General features: G+C 68.9%; 14 protein-coding genes, 1 tRNA gene and 1 other RNA gene. 7 read left to right on the forward strand and 9 right to left on the reverse strand.

Annotation, left to right across the window (positions count from 1 at the left end):
• Positions 1-59: 59 nt before the first annotated feature.
• The gene (locus tag ACZYYX_RS00950) at positions 60-1,283 is read left to right on the forward strand and encodes a MurT ligase domain-containing protein (protein WP_463812534.1); all 1,224 of its coding nucleotides are present in this window, start codon (positions 60-62) and stop codon (positions 1,281-1,283) included.
• Complete coding sequence (locus ACZYYX_RS00955; RefSeq protein ID WP_463812535.1) at positions 1,280-1,996, forward strand: type 1 glutamine amidotransferase; 717 nt, start codon at positions 1,280-1,282, stop codon at positions 1,994-1,996. The genes ACZYYX_RS00950 and ACZYYX_RS00955 overlap by 4 nt, the downstream gene beginning before the upstream one ends.
• Here ACZYYX_RS00955 and ACZYYX_RS00960 read toward each other — a convergent pair whose 3' ends face one another.
• Both ACZYYX_RS00960 and ACZYYX_RS00965 read right to left on the reverse strand, forming a co-directional pair.
• Positions 1,997-2,641: a response regulator transcription factor gene (locus ACZYYX_RS00960; protein WP_463814750.1), complete on the reverse strand. Its 645-nt coding sequence runs from the start codon at positions 2,639-2,641 to the stop codon at positions 1,997-1,999.
• A gap of 8 nt (positions 2,642-2,649) precedes the next feature.
• A complete protein-coding gene (locus tag ACZYYX_RS00965; RefSeq protein WP_463812536.1) occupies positions 2,650-3,846 on the reverse strand; it encodes a sensor histidine kinase in 1,197 nt (398 codons plus the stop codon).
• Positions 3,847-3,978: 132 nt separating this feature from the next.
• On the opposite strand from ACZYYX_RS00965, the gene ACZYYX_RS00970 reads away from it, so the two are divergent.
• Positions 3,979-5,292 carry a cytochrome P450 gene (locus tag ACZYYX_RS00970; RefSeq protein WP_463812537.1) on the forward strand — a complete coding sequence of 438 codons (1,314 nt, stop codon included), beginning with the start codon at positions 3,979-3,981 and terminating at the stop codon, positions 5,290-5,292.
• Here ACZYYX_RS00970 and ACZYYX_RS00975 read toward each other — a convergent pair.
• The 3 genes from ACZYYX_RS00975 to ACZYYX_RS00985 all read right to left on the reverse strand — a co-directional run bounded on the left by ACZYYX_RS00975 (position 5,273) and on the right by ACZYYX_RS00985 (position 7,142).
• The gene (locus ACZYYX_RS00975; RefSeq protein ID WP_463812538.1) at positions 5,273-6,130 is read right to left on the reverse strand and encodes a hypothetical protein; all 858 of its coding nucleotides are present in this window, start codon (positions 6,128-6,130) and stop codon (positions 5,273-5,275) included. The two genes, ACZYYX_RS00970 and ACZYYX_RS00975, sit on opposite strands and share 20 nt — an antisense overlap.
• A gap of 66 nt (positions 6,131-6,196) precedes the next feature.
• The gene (recR, locus tag ACZYYX_RS00980; protein ID WP_048422551.1) at positions 6,197-6,808 is read right to left on the reverse strand and encodes a recombination mediator RecR; all 612 of its coding nucleotides are present in this window, start codon (positions 6,806-6,808) and stop codon (positions 6,197-6,199) included.
• Between the two features lies 1 nt (position 6,809).
• Entirely contained in the window at positions 6,810-7,142 is a 333-nt protein-coding gene (locus tag ACZYYX_RS00985) for a YbaB/EbfC family nucleoid-associated protein (protein WP_463812539.1), read from the reverse strand.
• A 109-nt stretch (positions 7,143-7,251) separates the two neighbouring features.
• On the opposite strand from ACZYYX_RS00985, the gene ACZYYX_RS00990 reads away from it, so the two are divergent.
• On the forward strand, positions 7,252-8,001 hold the full coding sequence (locus ACZYYX_RS00990) for an Rv3717 family N-acetylmuramoyl-L-alanine amidase (RefSeq protein ID WP_463812540.1): 750 nt from the start codon (positions 7,252-7,254) through the stop codon (positions 7,999-8,001).
• 13 nt (positions 8,002-8,014) lie between these two features.
• Here the strand turns inward: ACZYYX_RS00990 and ACZYYX_RS00995 are convergent, their stop codons facing one another.
• Positions 8,015-8,473 (reverse strand): SRPBCC family protein, encoded by a 459-nt coding sequence (locus tag ACZYYX_RS00995; protein WP_463812541.1) that lies wholly within the window; start codon positions 8,471-8,473, stop codon positions 8,015-8,017.
• A 68-nt stretch (positions 8,474-8,541) separates the two neighbouring features.
• Here ACZYYX_RS00995 and ACZYYX_RS01000 point away from each other — a divergent pair, with 68 nt between their 5' ends.
• Entirely contained in the window at positions 8,542-9,933 is a 1,392-nt protein-coding gene (locus ACZYYX_RS01000; RefSeq protein WP_463812542.1) for an FAD-binding oxidoreductase, read from the forward strand.
• On the forward strand, positions 9,930-11,234 hold the full coding sequence (locus ACZYYX_RS01005; protein WP_463812543.1) for a class I SAM-dependent methyltransferase: 1,305 nt from the start codon (positions 9,930-9,932) through the stop codon (positions 11,232-11,234). Before ACZYYX_RS01000 ends, ACZYYX_RS01005 begins: the two co-directional genes overlap by 4 nt.
• A gap of 4 nt (positions 11,235-11,238) precedes the next feature.
• Here the strand turns inward: ACZYYX_RS01005 and ACZYYX_RS01010 are convergent, their stop codons facing one another.
• The 3 genes from ACZYYX_RS01010 to ffs form a co-directional block, all read right to left on the reverse strand.
• Entirely contained in the window at positions 11,239-13,164 is a 1,926-nt protein-coding gene (locus ACZYYX_RS01010; RefSeq protein ID WP_463812544.1) for a DNA polymerase III subunits gamma/tau, read from the reverse strand.
• Between the two features lie 26 nt (positions 13,165-13,190).
• Positions 13,191-14,489, reverse strand: coding sequence for an aspartate aminotransferase type Ic (locus ACZYYX_RS01015; RefSeq protein ID WP_463812545.1), 1,299 nt, complete (start codon positions 14,487-14,489; stop codon positions 13,191-13,193).
• A 31-nt stretch (positions 14,490-14,520) separates the two neighbouring features.
• Positions 14,521-14,615, reverse strand: an RNA gene (gene ffs, locus ACZYYX_RS01020) — signal recognition particle sRNA small type.
• 60 nt (positions 14,616-14,675) lie between these two features.
• On the opposite strand from ffs, the gene ACZYYX_RS01025 reads away from it, so the two are divergent.
• Positions 14,676-14,760, forward strand: a tRNA-Ser gene (locus tag ACZYYX_RS01025).
• The last annotated feature ends 3 nt before the right edge of the window (positions 14,761-14,763 follow it).

Genomic DNA, 14,763 nt, shown 5'->3' on the forward strand with positions numbered 1-14,763 from the left:
AGCCCCGACAAGCCTTGCTCCCCACGCCGCGTGTCGGCCCCTTCTCTAAACTGCCGGGAATGGTCTCGGTACGCGCACGGGCGGCGCTCGCAGCAGGTGCAGGCGCCCGTTGGGCGTCACGGGTCACCGGCCGCGGCGCGGGGGCGATGATCGGCGGGCTCGTCGCGATGACGATCGACCGCTCGATCCTGGCGCAGCTCGGACAGGGCCGCCGCACGGTCGTCATCACCGGCACCAACGGGAAATCCACCACCACCCGGATGACAGCTGCGGCGTTGGCCACCGTCGGGCCCGTCGCGACCAACGCCGAGGGCGCCAACATGGATGCCGGGCTGGTGGCCGCGCTGGCCGCCGCGCCGGATGCGCCCCTGGCTGCGCTCGAGGTCGACGAGATGCACGTCCCGCATGTCAGCGACGCCGTCTCCCCCTCGGTGATCGTGCTGCTCAACCTGTCGCGGGATCAGCTCGACCGCGTGGGTGAGATCAACCACATCGAGCGGACCCTGCGCGGGGGCTTGGCGCGCCACCGGGCCGCCGTGGTGGCCGCCAACTGTGACGACGTCCTGATGACCTCGGCCGCCTACGACCACCCCCATGTGGTGTGGGTGGCTGCCGGCGGTGGCTGGGCCAGCGATTCGGTGAGCTGCCCGCGGTCGGGTGAGGTGATCGTGCGCGAGGGAGCGGACTGGCACTCGACGGGCTGCGATTTCCGCCGGCCCACCCCGGACTGGTGGTACGACGACACCCACATCTACGGCCCCGACGGCCTGAGCCTGCCGATGACGCTCACCCTGCCCGGCACCGTCAACCGCGGCAACGCGACCCAGGCCGTCGCCGCGGCAGTCACCCTCGGCGCCGACCCCGCCGCCGCCGTCGCCGCCGTCTCGGCCGTCGACGAAGTGGCAGGCCGCTACCGCACCGTGCCGGTCGCCCCGTCGCACACCGCCCGCCTGCTGCTGGCCAAGAACCCCGCCGGATGGCAGGAGGCGCTGTCGATGCTCGACCGCGACGCAGCGGGGGTGGTGATCTCGGTCAACGGACAGGTACCCGACGGCGAAGACCTGTCCTGGCTGTGGGACGTCCGCTTCGAACACTTCGAGGACGTGCCGGTGGTCGCAGCCGGGGAACGCGGCACCGATCTCGCGGTGCGCCTCGGCTACGCCGGAGTCGAGCACACGCTGGTGCACGACACGATGGCCGCGATCCGCAGCTGCCCACCGGGCCACGTCGAGGTCCTGGCCAACTACACGGCGTTCCTCCAGCTGAACAGGCGGCTGCCATGAGCGAATCCGCGGTCCGCATCGGACTCGTCCTGCCCGACGTGATGGGCACCTACGGCGACGGCGGCAATTCGCTGGTGCTGCGTCAGCGCCTGCTGTTGCGCGGTATCGACGCCGACATCGTCGAGATCACGCTCGATGATCCGGTGCCCGCCGAGCTGGATCTCTACACCCTGGGCGGCGCAGAGGACTACGCACAGCGGCTCGCGACCAAACATCTGGCCCGCTATCCCGGCCTGCAACAGGCGGTTTCACGCGGCGCCCCGGTGCTGGCCATCTGCGCGGCGATCCAGGTGCTGGGACACTGGTACGAGACGTCGGCCGGGGAACGGGTGTCGGGAGTCGGACTGCTGGACGTGACGACATCGCCGCAGCCGGAACGCACGATCGGCGAGGTGGCCTCGACACCGTTGATCGAAGGGCTCACGCAGCAGTTGACGGGTTTCGAGAATCACCGCGGCGGAACCGATCTGGGCGCACAGGCGCGTCCGCTGGCCGCGGTCACCAAAGGCGCGGGCAACCGGGCGGGCTCGGGCTTCGACGGCGCGGTGCAGGACAGCATCGTGGCAACATATCTGCACGGATGCTGCCTCGCGCGCAACCCCGAGCTAGCCGACTACCTACTCACCAAGGTGGTGGGACCGCTTGCCCCCCTTGACCTTCCCGAGGTCGACACGCTGCGGCGCGAACGTCTCGCGGCGCCCAGACGCGTCTGATCAGCGGGCGGCGACGATGCCGTGCCGGTAGGCGTAGACGATCGCTGCCGGGCGGTCCCGCAATCCCAGCTTGCCGAAGATGCGGCCGATGTGACTCTTCACGGTTACCCCGGAGATCACCAACTCTTCGGCGATCTCACTGTTGGAGCGGCCCTTGGCGATCAGCGTCAACACGTCGAGCTCCCGCGGTGTCAGCTCCCGCACCACGTCGGGCGCAGGGCTGGTAGCCGCAGTGCGGTAGGTGGTCAACACACGCGCCGTCACCGACGGGTCGAGGTAGCCGTCGCCGCGCGCGACGGCGTGTACAGCCCGGATGAGCTCCTCCGCCGGTGAATCCTTCAGCACGAAACCTGCTGCCCCGGCGCGTAATACACCCGAGAGCAGCTCCTCGTCACTGAACGTCGTGAGCGCCAGCACCGGCGGTCCGCCACCCTCGGTCAGGGCGCGAGTCGCCTCGATCCCGTTGACGCGCTTCATCCGCAGATCCATCACGACCACGTCGGGGTCGTGCTCGGCCACGGCGCCGGGCACCTCGTCACCGTCGGCGCACTCGGCGACGACGGCGATCCCGTCACGGCGGCGCAGGATGCGCCGCAGGCCCGAGCGCACCAACTCCTGGTCGTCGACGAGCAACGCGCTCACCATCTCGGTGGTCACAGCGTGCCGCTCGGGATCACCGCGCGCACCGACCACTGCCCGCCGTCCTGGCCCGCGTCCAGGGTGCCGCCGAGAAGTTCGATCCGTTGGCGCATCCCACGCATGCCTCGCCCTTCCTGCCGGTCTTGCCGGCGCGCGCCGGCGACGAGAGCCGGCATCCGGTTCACGACCGTGAGCGCCGTCGCCGAACCCGCGACCTCGAGGGTGACCGCCGTCGTCGACTCGGGTGCGTGCTTGGCGACGTTGGCGAGCGACTCCTGAGCGATGCGATAGAGCGCGAGTCCTTCCGCGGCGGAGATCCGACCGGTGTCGCCGGTGATGCGCAGTGACACCGACAGTCCCGCCTGCACGAAATCGTCGACGAGCGCGGCGACATCGCCGATTCCTGGCTCGGGAACCGCGGTGCTGGTCGCGTCGTCGAGCAGGCCGACGGTGTGCCGGATGTCGGCCATCGCCTGACGTCCGAGGCGCTCCGCTTGTTCGAGCGCGTCCACGGCCTCGTCGACGTCGCGGTCGACCTGCAGGTCGCGACGGGCACCGGTGACGTGCAGCAGAGTCACGCTCAGGGAATGCGCGATGACGTCGTGGACCTCACGGGCGATGCGGCGACGCTCGTCGGCGGCGGCGTGCTCGGCGCGTTTGGCCTGGGCCCGCCGCTGTTCCAGGAGCAACTCCTGCTGGGTGCGCATCAGCGAGCCGACGAGCAGGCCGATGGCGACGAAGCTCAGGTACAGCCACGGCGTGTCCACCCGACCGGCCATCGCCGCCACCGCGACCAGGACCGCCGCCGACACGGCGACGAGCAGCCCACCCCGCGATGAGGTGAACGAACCGATCACGCCGGTCAGAAGGCCGAGAAGGATCGGCGCGAAATCGCCGGCGATCGGGGTCGGGAAGCCGAAAAGGAACACCGCGGTGGTCACCATCCACGCCAGCCACACCGTCGTCGCCTCGACGGTGACGGGCACGCGCCGGCCGGCGACGACGAACACGATGTCGGGCAGGACACCGATCAGCACGGCGACGGCTGCAAGCCACCAGTGCGACCACGGCCGCTGAAGGGCCGCGATCACTGCCACCACGACCATCGTCACGTCGATGCTGACGACGAACGGCCATGTGTAGCCGCCCGGCACGTCCTGCACTGTGCGCGCGGCGTACACGCGCACGCGGTGCCGCAGCGCATCGAGCATCGACCCAGTCTAGGAGCGGTCCCGCAGCCGCGGAACCGTCTGCGGGCGGCGGTCGGTCTCCTACCAGGGTAGGAGATCATGATCAGCTCCTGGGCCGATGCGCCCATGCGCTGGAGTGCCTACCGTCGAGGTATGGCTGGCAACCTATCGACCTGGATGCGCTGGACAGCGCTGCACGGGCTCCCGCGGGCCTTTCTCTCCTATCGAGCTCGCCACGGGGAACCGATGGCGGCGTTGACCCTCGGACGGGAGGATTCTGCGGGTCGGCTGCGTCGCATCGAAGAGATCCGCGCGGGCGGCCCCCTGACGCAGACGCCAGCGGTGATGGTCACCGCAGACCACGCGGTCTGCCGGGAGATACTGCGCGACAACGATTTCCGCGTGGCCGATCCGTCTGAGACCGGCCTGCCCGACGCTCTCGCGCGGGTCGTCCGCCGACTCGACCCCGAGCTGCCCAACCCCGTCGAGGCGCCGTCGATGCTGATGACCGACCCGCCCGTGCACACCGGCTATCGCAAGATGGTGGCGCGCAGCTTCACCCCACGCGCCATCGCCACTCTCGACGCCCGCATCGACGAGCTGACCCTCGAGCTCCTCGACGGGCTCGACGGGCGCGGTGAGGTCGATCTGATCGGGGACTACGCCGCTCAGGTGCCGGCCGCGGTGATCAGCGACCTGCTCGGCGTGCCAACCGCGGAGCGCGCCCGAATTCTCCGCTGGGGCAACACCATCGCCCCGTTGCTCGACATCGGCATCACCTGGTCGGCGTATCGCGGCGCGATCACCGAGCTGCGCGACGTCGAGGCCTACATGCGGGAGCACTTCCGTCGGCTGCGCGCCGGCGGCTCGGACGGCACCCCGTTCAGCACGATGGCACTCGAGAGCGGGCTGACCGATCGGGTGCTGCGCGCGAACGCGGCGCTGCTCGTGGGCGCCGGGGTCGAGACGACCGTGAACCTCATCGGTAACGGCATCGTCGCGCTCATGAACCACCCCGACCAGCTCGCGCTTCTGCGCGACGATCCCGACCTCTGGCCGTCGGCGATCGAAGAGATGCTGCGCTTCGACAGCCCCGTGCAGATGACGGCGCGTCAAGCCAGCCGCGACACCGAGATCGCCGGCGTGCCGATCCCGCGGGACACCGCGGTGGTGCTGCTGCTCGGCGGAGCCAACAGGGACCCCAAGGTGTTCGACCGACCCGACCGCTTCGACATCACGCGCCCCAACGCCCGCGACCACCTGGCGTTCGGCAGCGGCATCCACGTGTGCCTGGGCGCTGCGCTCGCGCGCAACGAGGCGGTGACCGCGCTGCGGGCCCTGTTCGACCGCTATCCCGACCTGCAGTTGCGTGGCGCACCGGAGCACCGCGGGTTGGTGAACCTGAACGGGTACCGTCGGCTCACCGCTCGGTTGCGGCACGAGGCCGTCACGCGCACTGCGTCGTGACGAGCGCCGCGGGCAGCTGGCAACCCCTGTCCCGCAACGCGGTTGCGACACGGGCAAGCCAGGCACTGGGACGGTCCTCGGCGATCGCCCGGATCACGATCCACTCACGCTGCTCCAGCATCCGCAGGCCGGCGATGTCCTTGACGTGGTGGTCGTCGCCGTCACACTCGACCGCGACGCCGTACTCCGGATAGGCGAGGTCGAGGAATGCGACGGGCCGCGATCCGTCGAGCACCGGATACTGCGTCTCGGGACAGGGAAAGCCGTTGTCGTGCAGCGCAAGCCGGATCGCACTCTCGCGCGGCGACGCGGCACCGCCGTCGACCAGCGGCAGCAGTTCGCGCAGTTGCGCGACACCCCGCACCCTGGGGAAACGATCCGCCAGCTCGACGACCTCGGCGACATCGAACCGCTGATTCCACATCAATGCATCCAGCCGAGCCAACGCCTCGGCGCGGCCGAGGTGACGCCCGAGATCGAACGCGGTACGCACCCGCGTGGTCACCGGCAGCCCGCCGACAGTGGTGATCTGGTCGTCTGTGAGCACGTCGGTGTGGACGACCACGCCTTCGCGGGGGGAGCGCCTGACGCCGATCACGTCGATCGGAACATCGACATCCACCCACGGGGCACCGTGCAACCCCGCGGCCGCGACACCGGCGATCGTTCCCGTACGGCCCGTCGTCAACCACGCGCCGACCGCCCGGTCCCGCAGCGTGACCTCTACCCCGTTGCGGATGAACACGCCCCGGTAGAGCGTCGTGTAGTCGCGGCGAAGTTCATGCCGGGTCGCCACTCCCGCCCGGACGGCCTCGCCGCCGAGGATGACCCTGTTCATGCGGTCATGGTGTCAACAGCCACCGACAACGCCGACCGATCACGCGAACAGGTCAGGCCATGGCACTCAGGCCATGGCACGACGGCCCGCCAGCGCGCGGCCCAGCGTCAACTCGTCGGCGAACTCCAGGTCCCCGCCCATCGGCAGACCCGAGGCGATGCGCGTGACCGACAGCCCGGGGATGTCACGCAGCATCCGCACCAGATACGTCGCGGTCGCCTCCCCCTCGGTGTTGGGATCGGTCGCGATGATCACCTCGGCGACCTCGACCCCGTCGACACGCTCGCCGATCCTGTTCAGCAGCTCCCGGATACGCAGCTGGTCGGGCCCGATGCCTGAGAGAGGATCGAGCGCCCCGCCCAGCACGTGATAGCGCCCGCGGAACTCCCGTGTCCGCTCGACGGCCTGCACGTCCTTGGGTTCCTCGACCACGCACACCAGCGATGCGTCTCTGCGCGGATCGGCGCAGATCCGGCACCGCTCCTCGTCGCTGACGTTGCCGCACACCGCGCAGAACGTCACGCCGTCGCGGACCTTGTTCAGCACGGCGGTCAGCCGGTCGATGTCCGGCGGCTCGACGGACAGCAGGTGGAAAGCGATCCGCTGGGCGCTCTTGGGACCGATCCCGGGCAGCTTGCCGAGCTCGTCGATCAGGTCCTGAACGGGTCCTTCGAACAAGTCACATCCCCGGCAAGCCGAGGCCACCCATGCCGCCGGCCAGCGGGCCCAGCCGGTCGTGGGCCAGGATGGTGACCTGCTTGGCGGCGTCGGCGATCGCTCCGACGATGAGGTCCTGCAGCGTCTCCACGTCCGACGGGTCGACGACCTTCGGGTCGATGGCCACGCCAACCACCTCTCCGCTGCCCCGCATCGTCACCTGCACGAGACCGCCGCCGGCCTGACCGTGCACCTCGGAGGCAGCCAGCGATTCCTGCGCTTCCATCAGCTGCTGCTGCATCTGCTGAGCCTGGGCGAGCAGTGCGGACATATCGGGTTGGCCACCGGGCTGCATGCTGATCCTCTTGCGTGTTGATTGCGTGTCGGTCTCGACTTGGTTGCGCTCGCGCCGAAGCAGCGCTCAGGGCTTCCAGCGTAGTCCGCGCGCGGTCTACCGTGGCGGCGTGCTACTCCGAGCCACTCGCCGTGTCGGCGCCCTGACCGTAGCCGGGCTGCTCGTCGCGGCGTCGACGCTCGCCGCGCCGGCGCACGCCGCACCGTCCAACGTCGCGGGCATGATCGTGTTCCTCGACCCCGGCCACCAGGCGTCCATGGCGGGGTTGAGCCGCCAGGTCCCCACCGGCCGCGGCGGTACCAAGGACTGCCAGGCCAGTGGCACGGCCACCGACGACGGCTACCCGGAGCACACGTTCACCTGGGACACGACGCTGCGCGTCCGACAGGCGCTGACCGGACTCGGGGTGCGGACCGCGATGTCGCGCGGCGACGACAGTGGGCCGGGACCCTGCGTCGACGAGCGCGCCGCGATGGCGAACGCGATACGGCCGAACGCGGTCGTGTCGATCCACGCCGACGGCGGTCCGTCCACCGGGCGCGGGTTCCACGTGCTGTATTCGTCGCCGCCGCTGAACGCGGCGCAGGCCGGACCCGCGGTGCAGTTCGCCCAGGTGATGCGCGACACGATGGCGGGCTCGGGGATCCCGCCCGCGACCTACATCGGGTCCTCGGGGCTCAATCCCCGCGCCGACATCGCCGGACTCAACCTCGCCCAGTACCCGTCGATCCTCGTCGAATGCGGGAACATGAAGAACCCGATCGACTCGGGCTTGATGAAGTCCCCCGAGGGCCGGCAGAAGTACGCCGATGCGATCGTGCGCGGCGTAGTGGCCTTCCTCAGCGCCCAGCGCGGCTAGACGTCCTGAACCGCTAGACGTCCTGAACCGCTTCGGTGCCCTCGACCTCACGCTTGAGGTTTCCGAGCACCTCGGCCTGGATCTTGCGCAGACCGATCGGCGCGAACGTCTTCTCGAAGAACCCGCCGATGCCGCCGGCACCCTGCCAGGACGTCTTGACCGTCACCGACGATCCCGGACCGGCCGGTGCGACCGTCCAGTTGGTCACCATCGACGAGTTGGCGTCCTTCTCGATCACCGTGCGGCCCGCTACGTCGACGGTGGCCTTCACCTCACGTGAGCGCGACTTCGTGGCTTGCAGTGTCCACGTGGCGACCGTTCCTGCGCCCTGACCGCCTTCGAGCACGCGGTAACCGCGGTAGTGCTCGGACAGGATCTTCGGACGCATCGCCTCGTAATCGGCGACGGCGCCGAGCACTGTCGCGGGGTCGGCGTCGATCAGAACCGTGCTGGACGCGCTGACCTGTCCCATCGGTGGAACTCCTTGTCGTCGAGTCGGGTGCGGTCGCACCGGATGCAACCGCGGACTAGCGTATATGTGTGGCTGTGGGCTCGATCGACGCATGGGCCGCGCACGCCGATGGTGTGCAGCGGCTTCTGACCAGCTACCGGGCCATCCCGGTAGGTGCGACCGTACGGCTGGCCAAGCCCACCTCGAATCTGTTTCGCGCCCGAGCCAAGAGCACCGCGCCCGGTCTGGACGTCTCGGGCCTGACCGGTGTCATCGAGGTCGATCCCGCGGCGCGCACGGCGGACGTCGCCGGCATGTGCACCTACGAAGACCTCGTCGCGGCCACGTTGCCGTACGGACTCTCACCGCTCGTCGTCCCCCAGTTGAAGACGATCACCCTCGGCGGCGCCGTGACCGGGCTGGGTATCGAGTCGACGTCGTTCCGCAACGGTCTGCCGCACGAGTCGGTGCTCGAGATGGACATCCTCACGGGCACAGGGGAAATCGTGCGTGCCTCAGTCGACGAGAACTCCGACCTGTTTCGCGCCTTCCCCAATTCGTACGGCACGCTGGGTTACTCGGTGCGGTTGAAGATCGAGCTGGAGCCGGTGAAGCCTTTCGTGATGTTGCGGCACCTTCGATTTCACTCCGTCACCGAGCTCGTGGAGGCGATGGATCGCATCATCGAGACCGGCGGCTGGAACGGCGAGCGGGTCGACTACCTCGACGGTGTGGTGTTCACCACCGACCAGAGCTACCTGAGTCTGGGCACGCAATCGGCCACGCCCGGCCCCGTCAGCGACTACACCGGCCAGCAGATCTACTACCGGTCCATCCAGCATCCGACCGGGGAGAAGCACGACCGTTTGACGATCCACGACTATCTGTGGCGTTGGGACACCGACTGGTTCTGGTGCTCACGGGCTTTCGGCGCCCAGGACCCCAGAATCCGGCGCCTCTGGCCGCGACGCTTCAGACGCAGCAGCGTCTACTGGAAGCTGATCGGCTACGACCAGCGTTTCGACATCGCCGACCGCATCGAGAAGCGCAACGGACGGCCGCCACGGGAGCGGGTGGTGCAGGACATCGAGGTGCCCATCGAGAACACCGCCGCCTTCGTCGACTGGTTCCTGGACACCGTCCCGATCGAACCGATCTGGCTGTGCCCGTTGCGGCTTCGCGAATCGACGAGTTCAGCTGGCGGCTGGCCGCTGTACCCGATCCGGCCGCAGCACAGTTACGTCAACGTCGGATTCTGGTCCTCGGTGCCTATCGGTCCCGAGGAGGGGTACACGAACAAGATGATCGAACGCAAGGTCAGCGATCTCGCGGGGCACAAGTCCCTGTACTCGGACGCCTTCTACTCGCGGGAGGACTTCGACGAGCTCTACGGCGGCGAGGTGTACACGACGGCGAAGAAGACCTACGACCCGGACTCACGGTTCTTGGACCTGTATGCGAAGGCGGTGCGGCGACAATGACGACTTTTCGAGAGGCCACGGAGGCCCCCAAACTCAGCCTGGCCGAGATCCTGGAGATCTTCGCCTCGGGCACCCAGCCCTTGAAGTTCACCGCCTACGACGGCAGCAGCGCCGGGCCCGCCGATGCCGAACTCGGACTCGATCTGCGAACCCCGCGTGGCACAACGTATCTGGCCACCGCCCCCGGCGACCTGGGGATGGCGCGTGCCTACATCTCGGGTGACCTCGACATGCACGGCGTCCACCCGGGTGACCCGTACCCGTTGCTCAACGCGCTGACCGAGAAACTCGACTTCAAGCGGCCACCCGCGCGCGTGATGGCCCAGATCGTCCGCTCGATCGGCATCGAGCGCCTCAAACCGATCTCACCGCCACCGCAGGAAGCCCTGCCGCGCTGGCGTCGGGTCGCAGAAGGGCTGCGGCACAGCAAGACTCGTGACGCAGAAGCGATCCATCACCACTACGACGTGTCGAACACGTTCTACGAGTGGGTGCTGGGCCCGTCGATGACTTACACGTGCGCCTGCTATCCGAGCCCGGATGCGTCGTTGGAAGAGGCGCAGGACAACAAATACCGGCTGGTGTTCGAGAAGCTCCGGCTGAAGCCTGGCGACCGACTGCTCGACGTCGGCTGCGGCTGGGGTGGCATGGTGCGCTACGCCGCCCGCCACGGTGTGAAGGCCATCGGCGTCACGCTGTCGCGTCAGCAGGCCGACTGGGCCCAGAAGGCCATCGTCGACGAAGGATTGGGAGATCTGGCGCAGGTGCGCCACTGCGACTACCGCGACGTGCGCGAGTCACAGTTCGACGCCGTGTCCTCGATCGGCCTGACCGAACACATCGGTGTGGCGAACTATCCGGCCTACTTCCGGTTCTTGAAGTCCAAACTGCGGACCGGCGGGCTCCTTCTCAATCACTGCATCACCCGGCACGACAACCGGCACGGCGCAGCCGCCGGCGGGTTCATCGACCGCTACGTGTTCCCCGACGGGGAGCTGACCGGATCCGGGCGCATCATCACCGAGGTCCAGGACGTCGGCTTGGAGGTTCTGCACGAGGAGAATCTGCGCCACCACTATGCGATGACGCTGCGGGACTGGTGCCGCAATCTGGTCGACAACTGGGACCAGGCGGTCGCCGAGGTGGGGCTGGCCACCGCCAAGGTGTGGGGCCTGTACATGGCGGGCTCACGCGTCGGCTTCGAGCAGAACGCGATTCAGCTGCACCAGGTGTTGGCGGTCAAACTCGACGAGCGGGGTGGCGACGGCGGTCTGCCGCTGCGGCCCTGGTGGAGCGCGTAGCCGCTCAACCGTCGATGCGGCGCGCGCCCAACTCGCTCTGCAACAACTCCAGCGCCGCCTCCTCCGGATCCCGGCGGGGCGCGGCGGGATCGATGGTGTCGGCTTCGGCCAGCATGCTCGCCTCGTCATCCCCATCCGGCGGCGGCGGCGGTTCGTCGGCCATCCGGCGCGGCCGAGCGGGAGCCTCCTGCGCCGCTGCGGGTGCGGACCCGACTTCGCAGCGCACGGACCAGTTCACCCCCAGCGCGTCTTTGAGCGCCTCCCGGATGACGTCGGCATTGCGCTGCTCGGTCAGCCGTTTGGCCAGCGGTGCCGATTCGTGGCTGAGGATCAGCGTGCCGTCTTCGACCGCACGCACGATGGCCCCGGCCAGCATCACCTCGGTGGTGCGGCTGCGCTCCCTGACCTTCTCACGCACCGTGGTCCACATGCTGCGCACGGCCGCCGCGTTCGGTTCGCCGGCGGCGACGGTCGCCGCCGGGGTCACGGGGGGCGCCTCGACCGCGGGTGCCGCCGGCTGGCGCACCGGCGGCGGTGACGAAACCGGTTGAGCGGCAGCAGGTTCAGGCTCGGGTTCGGGCGTGGGCGTGGGAGGTGAGGGTGGCGGCGGCGTCGGCACCACCGGAGGAGCAGGTGGTCGCGCGGCCGGGGCTGTCGCCGCCGGAGCGGGTGGGGCCGCCGGAGCCGGCGCGTGGTCGGCGGTCTGGGTCCTGCGGACGTACTGCTTGACCGGTGCCGCGGCAGCTGGGGCGCTGGTCCCATCGCCGGGGATCGACATGTCCAGGCGGGTCTCGATGCGCTCCACCCGCTGCAGCAGCGCCGCCTCGGTGTCGCTGGCCGACGGCAACAGCAGGCGCGCGCACACCACCTCGAGCAGCAGGCGCGGCGCCGTCGCCCCGCGCATCTCCCCCAGCCCCGCGTGCACCACCTCGGCGTAGCGGGTCAACGTGGCCGTTCCGATCCGTGCCGCCTGCTCCCGCATCCTGTCCAGTTCGTCCTCGGCGCCGTCGACGACGCCGCGGGCGACCGCGTCGGGCACGGCCTGCAGCACGATCAGGTCCCGGAACCGCTCCAGCAGATCCGTCGCGAAGCGCCGCGGGTCGTGGCCCGCGTCGACGACACCTTCGACCGCGCCGAACAGCGCCGCGGCGTCACCGGCGGCCAGCGCGTCGATCGCGTCGTCGATCAACGCGACGTCGGTGGCGCCCAGCAGTGCCAGTGCCCGCTGGTAGGCGACATGGTTTCCCTCGGCCCCGGCGAGCAGCTGATCGAGCACCGACAGCGTGTCTCGCGGTGAACCACCGCCTGCCCTGATGACGAGCGGATACACCGCGTCGTCGACGTCGACGGTCTCCGACGCGACGATCTTCTCGATCAGCGACCGCATGGTGCGGGGCGCCAGCAGCCGGAACGGATAGTGGTGGGTGCGCGAGCGGATCGTCGGCAGCACCTTCTCCGGCTCGGTGGTGGCGAACACGAAGATCAGGTGGTCGGGTGGCTCCTCGACGATCTTGAGCAGCGCGTTGAAACCCGCGGTGGTGACCATGTGCGCTTCGTCGACGATGAAGATGCGGTACCGCGACTGGGCCGGGGCGTAGAACGCGCGATCGCGCAGCTCTCGCGTGTCGTCGACACCGCCGTGGCTGGCCGCATCGAGTTCGACGACGTCGACGTTGCCGGGGCCGTTGGGGGCCAGGGCCACACAGGAATCGCACACTCCACAGGGAGTGGCGGTAGGCCCCTGGGCGCAGTTCAGCGAGCGGGCCAGGATGCGCGCCGAGGACGTCTTCCCGCATCCGCGGGGCCCGGAGAACAGGTACGCATGGTTGATGCGGCCCGAGTTCAGCGCGACCGACAGCGGCTCGGTGACGTGTTCCTGGCCGACGACCTCGGCGAACGTCGCCGGACGGTACTTACGGTAGAGAGCCACGAAAGCAGGCTACCGACCTACCCCGACTACTTCTCCGCCAGCAGCGACTCGGTCGCCGACAGCAACGCACACGTGGCCAAACCGTCGATGGCCTCACGCAGATCGGCCATTCCCGGGAACGTCGGCGCGATACGAATGTTGGTGTCCTGCGGGTCTTTACGGTACGGGAAGGACGCGCCGGCCTCGGTCACCGCGATACCCGCGTCCTTCGCCAGCGCCACGGTGCGCTTGGCGGTGCCGGGCAGCACGTCGAGGCTGACGAAGTAGCCGCCCTTGGGGTCGGTCCACGACGCGATCTTCGACTCACCCAGGCGGTCCTCGAGGATCTGCTGGACGAGCGCGAACTTGGGCGCGAGCAGCTCCTGGTGACGGCGCATGTGCAGGCGCACACCGTCGGCGTCGCCGAAGAAGCGAAGATGCCGAAGCTGATTGACCTTGTCGGGTCCGATCGACTTCTTGCCCGCGTGCTGCAGGTACCAGGCGATGTTGCCCAGCGATCCGCCGAAGAAGCTCACGCCCGCGCCGGCGAAGGTGATCTTCGAGGTCGAGGCGAACACCAGCGGCCGGTTCGGATGATTCGCCGCCGCAGCGAGGCCGAGCACGTCGACCTGCTTGGCGAACTCGAGGGTGAGCGTGTGGACCATGTAGGCGTTGTCCCACATCAGACGGAAATCCGCTGCCGCCGTGGGCATCTGGACCAGACGCCGGACCACTTCCCACGAATAGGTGGCACCCGTGGGGTTGGCGTACACCGGCACGCACCACATGCCCTTGATCGCCGGGTCCGCTGCGACGAGCTCTTCGATCAGGTCGACATCGGGTCCGTCTTCGCGCATCGGCACCGTGATCATCTCGATGCCGAGACTCTCGGTGATCGCGAAGTGCCGGTCGTATCCGGGCGCGGGGCACAGGAACTTCACACCGGTGCCGTCACGCAGGTCGTCGATCCACGGTCGCGGCGAGTCGACGCCGCCGTGCAGCAGCGAGTAGACGACCACGTCGTGCATGAACTCGAGGCTGGCGTTGTTGCCCGCGATCAGGTTCGACACTCCGATGCCGAGCAGCTCGCCGAAGATGGCTCGCAGCGCCGGAAGTCCGTGGAGGCCGCCGTAGTTGCGGGTGTCGGTGCCGTCGGGGTCGCGGAAGGCATCCGGGCCGTCGCCCGGCAGGCTCAGCAGGCCGTTGGACAGATCGAGCTGGGCCGGCGACGGCTTGCCGCGGGTGAGATCGAGCTGGAGCTTCTTGGCCTGCAGCTCGACGTAGTTGCGCTGCTGCAGTTCGTGCTGCTGAGCCAGCTCTTCGCGGCTCAGCGACTGAAACGACACCGCTCGCCTTTCCCGTCGTCTGTGCATGACATGAAGGGGACCCCGCGCACCCGCCAGAGCCCGTTGACCCTTGCTGCCTTCCGGCCCTGGGGGAGTTCACAGGATGGACGCCGCGCGGGGTCCACGAGGAGTCTAACGGGTGGCGGATTTTTCGAGCCACCATGCCGGTCGGTTACGATTGCCGACGGAGGATTCGCCTAGTGGCCTATGGCGCTCGCCTGGAACGCGGGTTGGGTTAACGCCCTCGCGGGTTCAAATCCCGCATCCTCCGCAC

The sequence above is a fragment of the Mycobacterium sp. IDUB_1 genome, from assembly GCF_055419625.1.